Origin of the sequence: Nitrospira sp. (assembly GCA_030692565.1) — a bacterium.
GTDB lineage: Bacteria > Nitrospirota > Nitrospiria > Nitrospirales > Nitrospiraceae > Nitrospira_D.
Window position 1 is genome coordinate 81,447 of sequence record JAUYAO010000045.1, and the last position, 9,638, is coordinate 91,084.

Sequence of the window (9,638 nt, forward strand, 5' to 3'; positions counted from 1 at the left end):
CCACGCGATGACGATCGCGTCAAAAATCGTGCGACGAGTCGCCACCATCGATGAGAATAAATTTGTTCTCGACGCGGCCAAACTCATGACCGCGGAATTCATTGGGTCCGTGGTCGTTACCAATTCGTCAGGGATTCGAGGGCTCTTCACGGAGCGTGAGCTGGCGATGAATGTGGTCGGGAAGGGGAAGGACCCGGAAAAGGTCCAGATCAAGGATGCGATGACGAGCGACCCCATCAAGGTCAGTCCCGACGCTAGCGCGAGTCAGTGCCTGGATCTGATGAAGGAACACCGATGCCGGCATCTGTTGGTCTTCGAGGAAAGCGAGTTCGTCGGTATTGTCTCCCTCCGGGACATGGTGGCGCTGATGATCGACGAGAAGGAAGAGCTGATCGGGCATCTTGAACGATACATCACCTCCTGACCCGTTCATGTACGGCAATGTCCGAGGAATCTCGACTTTTGAGAAGAAGAAAGAGAAAAGGGAGGACATCATGGCAATGGTAGGGGAACGCACAGGAATGAAACCCGAGAGCACAACAGAGGAGAAAACACCGTGCGAAAAGCCCTGCCATTGTCTGCTCTGTGGACAGCCGGGACCTGCCCTGTTGTACGGTCACTGGATCTGCGACCATTGCAAAAACGTGGTCCAGGCGGAGACGTTGGCGAGGAAGCGCAAGATTGAAAAGGAGAGTGGTGGACTGTTGTAGGCGGCGGCGCCACTCCGAATCTTTTCGGGGAAGCGCGGTGATGTGCGGGGAAGGGAGGAACGCATGACAGTACCGATGCATCTGGACAACGCGGCGACCAGGATGAATGAAGCCTCGTTCAGGATCGAGGAGGCCCGGCAAGGTCCTCTGACGTGTGAGAACCAGAAGGCATGGTTGGAGGCGCTGACCGATTACTGTATGGCCCTCTCCGAGGTGCAGGCCTATGGCAACGAATCGGTGCACGAAAAACTGCATGAGCTGGCCGGGCACACAGGTTTGCGGAAGTTTTCCACCGGCAGCTGACCGGGAGATGGGGCAATCGGAGCGCTACCGGTTTTCCTTCTTCTCCTCGGCGACGGTGCGGTCTCGTAGTCGTGTGACCAGTTCATCATAGGAGTCGGAGTGGATGATCTTGTCGAACTGGCTGCGGTAGTTCCTCACGAGGCTGACGCCATCCGCGATGATATCGTAGGCGTACCAGCGGCCCGCTTTGTTCATCAGGCGGTAATCCATCGGGATTTCTGTTTTGCTGGATACGAGCTTGGTGCGGACTTCCGCATATTGCCCTTCGAGTCGTTCGCTGAGATACTCCGTCCGCTCTCCGGAATAGCCTTCGATTTTTCCCGTATACCGGTCGGACAAGAAGGCTTTGAATAGTTCGACGAATTCGGCTCGTTGGTCGTTGGTCAACGGAGTCCAGTTGGCGGCTAGGGCGCGCTTGGACATTTCCGCGTAGTCGAAGCGTTCGCTGATGACCTGTTCCAGTAGACGCCGGCGCGGCAGGAGCTTGGCCGGATCCTTCAGCTTGGGATCATCGAGAATGCGGAACACTTCCGTGAGCGTCGCCCGCACGACCTCAGTGGGGGATTCTGCGGATTGGCTCGATGCCCCAGCGATGGGCACCGTCGATAGAATGAGGCACAGATTCAGAGAGCAGGCCAAAACCCACAGCTTCCCGCTGCGAAGGCTGGTAGGAGGCATACGAAAGATCCTCACTGCGGCAACGGCCGCGGCGTGAGGCCGCGACCGAAAAGCCATGCGGAGCAATCAGAAGTGTTCGCTAGTCCAGCACAAACGTGACCTTCAGATCCACGCGATACAAGGTGACCTTGCTGTTATCCACCACGACATGCTGCTCCTTCACCCAGGCCGACTTGATGCCGTGTATGGTTTTGGCGGCCCGGGAGATCCCGCTTTGAATGGCATCCTCGAAGCTCTTCGGCGATTCAGAACTGATCTCGATGATCTTGGCAACTGACATGGGAGTCCTCCTTTGTGATGTGTATGAGCCCGTTATAGAACGCACCGATCTCTTACTCTCGTCACAGTTTCGGTGAAGCGGCTCCTTCCTTCCCCTTCTCGGCGGGAGCGTTTTTCTGAAGGCTTTCGATGACCTGCTCCAGTTGCTTGATCCGTTCCCGGGCCAGGGTCACTTCCATTTGAAGCTGATGCAGCATGCCCTGTTCCAGCGATCCGACACTCATACGAAGCCGGTCGGTTTCTTTGGCAACGGCTTCGTGCGCCACTCGATATTCCTTGAAGTCAACCCGAAGATTGCCCAGGGTGGTGCGGTGCGAATCGCTTTCGGTTTGCAAGCCTTGTAGGGACGCCTGTGCGACATCAAGCCGGCTTTTCAGACTGTCTACTGCGACCCCGAGGGATTTCAGTAGGCTGACATCCGTCTTTAAGGCATCGACGGCTTGGCGTGACTGCGCCGCATCACTCCGGACCGCCGTCATCTGGTCGTTCAGTTGAGCGCGGAGCGTATCGAGGTCTTTGGTGGTGGCGCAGCCTGAGACGAGAAGCATGACCAGCCACAGCACGCCCATACGCGAGGCTCTCGAAAGCGCCGCCGAAGAGGAATGGGCGCAGAGAGGCGGCGGCGTCATGATTTCTTGATAAGGCACCATGGGATCCTCATTGTGGGAGCACTGGGCGATGTACCCGCTTAAACAGCAAGCGTTGTGCCGGGGAAGTGATATGAGGCTGAATCGAGAGAGTGTTGATCCGATAGGGGATTCGCGTCCCAGCAAGAAACCGAAAGTCGTTGTTTGTATCGCTCCCTGAGCAAGGTGCCTCAACAGGGCACCTATCACTGGTGCAATAGGCGACAGCATCGGGCTCGATGGTCTGTCGAGCTTAGTTCGCAGACCGTCCGCTATTTAAGCTGCCGAAGTTCGTCGTAATGCGTGGTCACAACCTGCGTGAGCGCTTCCCGGAGTTCTTCTCCCTGATAGTGGCGATTCGCCACTTTTCGCAGCCGGGAGGCGAGCCCTTGGTCACCGAGTGTCCCGTCGGCCCACTTCACAAAATCATCCCGGCGGGCGTGATACTCGAGGCACTCGAGCGGGAGCGTCGGTATCCAGCGGGATAATTCATACAAACTTGCTGCTTCGACGCCCAGATAGCCCTTGTCTGTTCTGAAGGAGAATCGTTTTCCCTGCGGAAGAGGGATGTCGAGATATTTGTAGAGGTGGCGGACGTGGGGGACACGCCGGATCGCCGGGCGCATACGGACGAGTTCGCCGCCACAGAGCAGGGCGCTTCCCATCGGGATCTGCTCGAGGCGTGCATCGCGTAGACTGCAGATAGCACAGTATGTCCGCAGCGAGTCGCCGATCTGGCTGTCGGTTAATTTGGTCAGGAGCAGGTGGTGGAGCGAGGTCAGGACCGACTCGCTTAAACGGTCCGGGCGGTAGGAAACGAAGGCCCAGCCGCCGGTCTCCAGCAACGGACGGAGCAGCGTTGTGACCTCACTCCCTTCAAACAAAAACTCCTGGGCTTCATCCAGGACGATCCAGTGGGGGCGAAATTTGCGTTCGCGCACCGGGCGCAGCGTCCGGATCAGCTCCACAATATAGGGGCTTCGCAAGTTGATCGGATATTGACTCAGGTCGAGGACCAGAGACACGCCGCCTTCGTCGAGCAGTGACACGACGGCGGACGGAGGGGGCAGGGTAGCCCGGTCACCGCTGACCGAGACGAATCGAGGCAGGACGCGGAGCCCGCGAAAGTCCCCTTCGGGATCGATGAGGAGCACTTGATAGTCCTCATGATGGAGTCCTTCCGCAATCAAGCCGACCATCCAGGACTTGCCGGTCGCCGAATTGCCGAACACGCCCAGATTGCGTCCGGCTAACCGGGACGCTGGGATATCGACGGTTGTGCCGTCTTCAGTCTGGCCCAGTAAGACCGGGCGCTCGCGTTTGAGAGGGATATCAAGAAATTTCCCGCCCAGCGGATACTCGTTGAGAATCTCAAGAACGCCCTGAGGGCCTGGAGCAGTTGCATGGACATCGGCGGTTTCGATGACGGCCGGGACCGCATCGCCCACCGCGACCGATACCTCGGCCAAGGTCATCATGGAGAGGTCGTTTTCGGCGTCGCCGAACGCCGCGAGGTTTCTCGGCGACAGACCGCACAAGGAGAGGAGCCGTTCGAGGCCGGATCCTTTCGTCGCGCCGGGCGGCAGGACCATGACCGCGCCTTTGTTGTATTCGACCGACGTGCTGCCGCCGTGGGAGCTGAGAATGCGCCAGAGAGCCTGGTCATGGGGAATCCAGGTCGCGGCGATGGCGAGCCCCCGCTCAAATGGAATACCTGCTTCTTCAATCGCCTTGAGCAGTCGTGCGTCGAGTTGACCGAACGGGAGATAGGTCTCCCCGCTGGCCGTATGGCTCAGGACTGCGCCGTTTTCCCACACAATGCCGGCGAACAGACTTCCCAGATAGCCGAGCTGGACGGTTTCGTAGCGGCGCCCCGTGACGAGAAACAGCACATGGCCGCTGTCGCGGCAGCGCGCCAATGCTGACTCCAGCTCGGGAGGCACATTCCCATTGACGGCCAGTGTGCCGTCGAAGTCGAAAGCCATGACACGGCGATACATAAATGTTTCCGCAAGTTCGGAGTGGAGTATTCCGAGTGCTGTGTCACATGAGTTCTGTGCCTCCTCAGGGCTCAGCGCTCACAATGAGGGACGGCTTGAGATGCTGATATCGCTCCGGTGCGTACAGATCGTCTTCGGCGCCGGTGAAATCTGGCGATTCGTCTGCTCATGGAGTTTTCAGCCGGAGCATCCTGTTCTCAACCGTGGTGTCCTGGATCAATTTGCCGAAACTGTCGGTGAGGACAGCGTTGAGCAAAATCTGCATATCCTCCGGGTCGAACCAGAAGACGTCCTCAGACCCGCTGCCGTTCAAAGTCATACGAACGACACTCCCATCAGCTGTATTTGTGGCCTGGATGGCGAGTTTGGTCGTGGTCGTCATTTCTGTGAAGCCGACCCGGCTTTTGGCGTGGACGGAGAACTGTTGAATCTTACCTGCCAAGATCACATCCGCTGCTTCCCGGCTTCCGGGTTTGAGGATCTGCCAGCCTCCGGCCGCCAAGTAGTCGGTCAGTGCCTGGGCCACGGCCTCGGTGGGCTTGCCTCCCGGAACGTCGAAGTAACTGATCCCTCCCCAGAGGTGGGTTCTCACGCCAAGACCTGTGGGATAGCTTCGACCATCCTCAAGAGCGCCTATCGCCACCCGCAACGGTGCGGCCTGTGGGGTCATCTTCCCGGCGACGGCCGGAACCGGATGGAGTGGAAGTGGAATCACCTCCCCGGTGCCTGCACATCCGACCAGCGTGACCAGCCCCAGCACTCCTATGCCGCACACGATTGCTTGCTTCACAGTACCCTCCCTGGAATCAAACGGTTGAACTCATGCCGCCCTGACGGCAGAGGCTTTCCTTGCTCAGTCTTATTACGGGTGCCTGAAGTGAGCGCGTCGATTGGACTGCCAGCAGGCTTCGCTATGTTCCGTGCAAAAGGGACGTTCTTTCCCATAGCTGGTGATTCGAATTTGTGATGGCGGAACCCCCAGGACCTGGAGATAGCGTTTTACCGATTGGGCCCGTCGTTCGCCCAAGACCAGGTTGTAAGCGCTCGTTCCCCGTTCATCGCAGTGGCCTTCAATGACGATCTGTTGATCGGGTTGCAACTTGAGAGCGCCGGCGTTGGCTTCAAGCATCGGTTGCGCATCACTGCGAACGGTGAACCGATCGAAATCGAAAAACACGTCGGACAGTGCGGCCATCGCCTGAGCCGGTTGCGCGGCCGGTTGAGGGGATGGTGTTGGTGCCGCAGCTGGAGCGGGTGGCTGTTCCATAGCCAGTGCTTCTTTCGCGACAGGCGGGACCGTCGGCTTTTCAATCCTGGCTGGTTCCGGTTGGACCGGCGCCGGCTCTATCGGCGCTGCCGGCTCGGCTTTCGGCGGCTCAGACGGAATCTGTGGAGAGATCGTGGCTGCCGCCACAGGCGCCGGGGTTTCTGGTGCCGCCCTCTGGACGGTACTCTGGTCTTCGACCGCCGTGACGATTTTGCGGCTCGCGCAGCCGGACAGTATTGCCACAACAAACAGACAGAGGAAAAAGCGAAGTGACGGCAGATGGCACCGGGTAGGCATGGTCGCTCCTTGGTTATCGGACATGAATCGATTGTGCAATCAACCCATCCGGCGATTTCAGGTAGGTCAACTCGGCTGTTTCTCCGATCTTGAGGTCGGCCAATTGGGCCGCCCGTGAGCCTCGGGTGATCCGGATGTCGGCCGGTACGCGGGTTCCCACAATCAACTCTTCCTTATTCGGCAGGATAACTTTCACGACGACCGTGGGAGGCTCGACGGCAGTATTCGTGGCGAGTACAACCCCTCGCACCGTCCGCTGGATGGTCTCTGCTGCGATGGCTGTGAACGGAATTCCGAGGGGCACGAGTCCTATGGCAGAGACTAGGCACAACGAACACAGCATCTTTCTCATGGCTGAATCTTTCTTTCCAGAGGTGGGATTCCGACTCAATGGTTGAGTATCCATCCGTATTATCAAGCCAATGGCAAGAACGGGACCAGACTACCTCCAAGTCGGCCCGTCGTCTAGCTGAAGGAAAAACCAAAGGTTGTGGATTAGAGAGGGATGGATCCGTCTGCGTGATGTGAGGAGATCCGCTACAGATGCGCTGACCGAGTGTGGCGAAAGGTCTCGACGATTGTGGGAAATAAGGATGGATCATTCCTCTCGACTGATAGGCGACCAGCCCTGAACAGACCAATCCCCTAGAGATGCGCGCCGTAACGGGAGCGCTGCGAGAAATGAAGGCAGATCGTCAGCCTCCGGCATTGCGATTGCTCATTGCATGAGTCGTGTGGAGGGGAGGGGTGATTTCTGTCTCATTGAGGGAAAGGCGCCGCGCGTGCGGAGCCGTACCGTGGGCATATCGCGCGAACAAGGAGTGATGCGATGGATGTGATGGAAGCCATTTACCGCCGCCGTTCCGTGCGCGCCTACACAGACCAACCAGTCGAGAAAGTCACGGTCGAGGCTTTAATCAAGGCTGCGACCCACGCTCCCAGCTCGATGAACGAACAGCCCTGGGCCTTTGTCGTGCTTCAGAACCCGCAACAGCTCGCCCTCTGGTCCGAGCGAATTAAGGCCGACGTGCTCAGACGACTCAAGCCTGATTCCCCGCTGACGAAGTATCGCGACATGCTCTCGAGTCCCGACTACGACGTCTTTCATCGAGCGGGGACACTCATCATTATCTGTGCGAGACCGGACACGCATAACGGCGCAGAAGACTGTTCCCTGGCGGCACAGAATCTGATGCTCGCCGCCTGCTCGATGGGGTTGGGCACGTGTCCCATCGGTTTTGCGCGGCCCTGGTTGGGCCAGCGCAAGATCAAGCGCAGTCTCGGCATCCCGGATGCCTATGCGCCGGTGTTTCCCGTAGTCGTAGGCTATCCGAGCGGCGAGACGCCGCCGGTGCCACGGCGGGCGCCTGAAATTCTGCTCTGGGAGTAGGGAGAGGATCTCATCCATGAAACCGTTGCGTCTCGCAGTCGTCGGATTCGGCAGGGTGGGGCAGATCTGCGCCGAACTCATTACCCAGAGCCACGACCTCAGCCTGGCCGCCATCGTGCGGCGGGCCGTCAGCGCGTCGGGAAAGCTGCCGGAGACGCTCCGATCCGTTCCCGTCATGACCCACATCGGCCAGGGGAGGGATGTCGATGCCGCGCTCCTCTGTGCGCCGACGAACGCGGTCGAGGAGATCGCCGGTCAGATTCTTCAGCACGGTATTCCGATTGTAGATTGCGCCACGCTGCATGGAGAGGCGCTGAATGCCCACAAGCATGCGATTCATAAGATGGCGCTTCATCATCGGGCGGCTGCCATCGTAGGGGCAGGCTGGGATCCCGGTGCATTGTCGGTGTTTCGTTCGTGGCTTGCGTTGCTGACACCGGGGGGAATGACGGAGACGCGGCAGCATACGGGAATCAGTCTTCGCCACACTACGATGGCTCGAGGTGTGACGGGGGTGAAGGATGCGCTCTGTGCCGAGGTGCGGGCTCCCGACGGGCGGTTGCAGCGGTATATCTACGTCGAATTGGAGAAGAAGGCGGATGCAGACAGGATCACACAGGCCATCCGTGCCGACCCGCTCTTTCTGGCGGAAGACACGCAGGTGTTTCCGGTGGCGAGTCTCGCGGAGCTGGAAGAAGAAGGGCGGGGAGTGGTGCTCGATCGGCGGGGTCCTCCGGGACGATTTGGCCATCAGCATCTGTTGCTGGAAGCGCGCTGTGACGACAGCGTGCTGACGGCTCAGGTCATGCTCGCCGCCGCTCGCGCGCTTCCGCAGCTTGAACCGGGATCCTATGTGCTGTCCGAGGTGCCGCTCAGCGCACTGTGGGGAGAACGGGCGGAAAAGGCGCAACGGGAGTGGTTGTAATCGGGGCAAGAGGTCATGGCGCAGATTGCATTGACCGGCGATGTGATGCTCGGACGGCTGGTGGATCAGTATGTGATCCAGAATCAGTCAATCGGGCCGGACAAGATCTGGAGCGATGTGTTGCCGCTGCTGCTCAAGGCGGATCGACGGCTGATCAATCTGGAATGTGTGATCAGCAGCCGTGGGCGTGAGTGGCAGCCCGATTCCAAAGCCTTTCACTTTCGCGCCCGTCCGCGGGCGATCGACTTTCTTCGCGCCGCCAAGATCGACTGTGTGACCTTGGCCAACAATCACGTGTTGGACTATGGAACGGATGCGTTACTCGAATGCCTCACGCTGCTCGATCGAGCCGGCATCAAGCGAACGGGGGCCGGCGCCTCGCTCGCCGAGGCCCTCACCCCTGCCATCGTGGAATTGCCTCAGGGCCGGCTCGCGGTGGTCGCCCTCACGGACAATGAACCGGAATGGGAGGCGGGGGAGAAGAAGCCTGGCACGCATTACGTTGCCTACGATGCAAAGGGCTTGGTCGAACCCTATCGGTCCCGGCTTGCACAGGTCTTTAAGCAAGTCCGCAGCCTGGCCGATCTCGTGGTGGTCAGCGCGCACGTGGGCCCCAACTGGGGTCTGCCCTCTGCTGCCATGCGGATGTTCGCTCATCAGATCGTCGATCTCGGAGCCGATCTCTATTGGGGCCATTCCAACCACACTCCGCAAGGCATCGAGCTCTACAAAGGCAAGGCCATCCTCTACTCGACCGGGGATTTCATCGACGACTATGCGGTCGACAGGAATGAGCGTAACGATCTCTCGTTCCTCTTTGCCTTGGAACTCGACCGAGGCCGTATTGCGCGTATCCTGCTACATCCCGTGTGCATTGAAGACCTGTATGTCAGGCTGGCGAAGGACCGGGAGGTGGAAGTTCTGGCCAGAACCATGCAAGCCAAGTGCAACGTCTTCGGAACAGCGATGACGTTGGAGGGACGGGTAGGGACGATCAATGTGAAATGAACAGCCGCCTGCTCATGCATGCCGCTTGTGGATCGTGATGTGATTGCCGTCCGGATCCTCGATCACCGCCATGCGGCAGACCGGCGTGTCAAACGCTTCCACGACGAACGACACGGCCCGCTCCTTCATCTTCAGCACGAAGGCGTCGAGATCCG

General features: G+C 59.1%; 12 protein-coding genes. 5 read left to right on the forward strand and 7 right to left on the reverse strand.

Annotated elements, in window-relative coordinates:
• The first annotated feature begins 7 nt into the window (after positions 1-7).
• On the forward strand, positions 8-424 hold the full coding sequence (locus tag Q8N04_12195) for a CBS domain-containing protein (protein ID MDP3091435.1): 417 nt from the start codon (positions 8-10) through the stop codon (positions 422-424).
• Positions 425-773: 349 nt separating this feature from the next.
• The gene (locus tag Q8N04_12200) at positions 774-1,013 is read left to right on the forward strand and encodes a hypothetical protein (GenBank protein ID MDP3091436.1); all 240 of its coding nucleotides are present in this window, start codon (positions 774-776) and stop codon (positions 1,011-1,013) included.
• A 24-nt stretch (positions 1,014-1,037) separates the two neighbouring features.
• On the opposite strand, the gene Q8N04_12205 is transcribed toward Q8N04_12200, so the two are convergent.
• The 7 genes from Q8N04_12205 to Q8N04_12235 all read right to left on the reverse strand — a co-directional run bounded on the left by Q8N04_12205 (position 1,038) and on the right by Q8N04_12235 (position 6,512).
• Positions 1,038-1,691 carry an ABC transporter substrate-binding protein gene (locus Q8N04_12205; protein MDP3091437.1) on the reverse strand — a complete coding sequence of 218 codons (654 nt, stop codon included), beginning with the start codon at positions 1,689-1,691 and terminating at the stop codon, positions 1,038-1,040.
• Between the two features lie 79 nt (positions 1,692-1,770).
• Positions 1,771-1,971 (reverse strand): dodecin family protein, encoded by a 201-nt coding sequence (locus Q8N04_12210; GenBank protein ID MDP3091438.1) that lies wholly within the window; start codon positions 1,969-1,971, stop codon positions 1,771-1,773.
• Between the two features lie 61 nt (positions 1,972-2,032).
• On the reverse strand, positions 2,033-2,620 hold the full coding sequence (locus Q8N04_12215) for a hypothetical protein (GenBank protein MDP3091439.1): 588 nt from the start codon (positions 2,618-2,620) through the stop codon (positions 2,033-2,035).
• Positions 2,621-2,868: 248 nt separating this feature from the next.
• Positions 2,869-4,596 (reverse strand): HAD-IIB family hydrolase, encoded by a 1,728-nt coding sequence (locus tag Q8N04_12220; protein MDP3091440.1) that lies wholly within the window; start codon positions 4,594-4,596, stop codon positions 2,869-2,871.
• Between the two features lie 166 nt (positions 4,597-4,762).
• Positions 4,763-5,386 carry a hypothetical protein gene (locus tag Q8N04_12225; GenBank protein MDP3091441.1) on the reverse strand — a complete coding sequence of 208 codons (624 nt, stop codon included), beginning with the start codon at positions 5,384-5,386 and terminating at the stop codon, positions 4,763-4,765.
• 72 nt (positions 5,387-5,458) lie between these two features.
• Positions 5,459-6,160 (reverse strand): peptidoglycan-associated lipoprotein Pal, encoded by a 702-nt coding sequence (gene pal / locus Q8N04_12230; GenBank protein ID MDP3091442.1) that lies wholly within the window; start codon positions 6,158-6,160, stop codon positions 5,459-5,461.
• 13 nt (positions 6,161-6,173) lie between these two features.
• Entirely contained in the window at positions 6,174-6,512 is a 339-nt protein-coding gene (locus Q8N04_12235) for a hypothetical protein (protein ID MDP3091443.1), read from the reverse strand.
• Between the two features lie 477 nt (positions 6,513-6,989).
• Between Q8N04_12235 and Q8N04_12240 the strand changes: the two genes are divergently transcribed.
• The 3 genes from Q8N04_12240 to Q8N04_12250 are packed head-to-tail and all read left to right on the forward strand — an operon-like array spanning position 6,990 to position 9,483.
• The gene (locus tag Q8N04_12240; protein ID MDP3091444.1) at positions 6,990-7,550 is read left to right on the forward strand and encodes a nitroreductase; all 561 of its coding nucleotides are present in this window, start codon (positions 6,990-6,992) and stop codon (positions 7,548-7,550) included.
• Between the two features lie 16 nt (positions 7,551-7,566).
• Entirely contained in the window at positions 7,567-8,475 is a 909-nt protein-coding gene (locus tag Q8N04_12245) for a diaminopimelate dehydrogenase (protein MDP3091445.1), read from the forward strand.
• A 15-nt stretch (positions 8,476-8,490) separates the two neighbouring features.
• Positions 8,491-9,483: a CapA family protein gene (locus Q8N04_12250; GenBank protein ID MDP3091446.1), complete on the forward strand. Its 993-nt coding sequence runs from the start codon at positions 8,491-8,493 to the stop codon at positions 9,481-9,483.
• Positions 9,484-9,638: the final 155 nt, after the last annotated feature.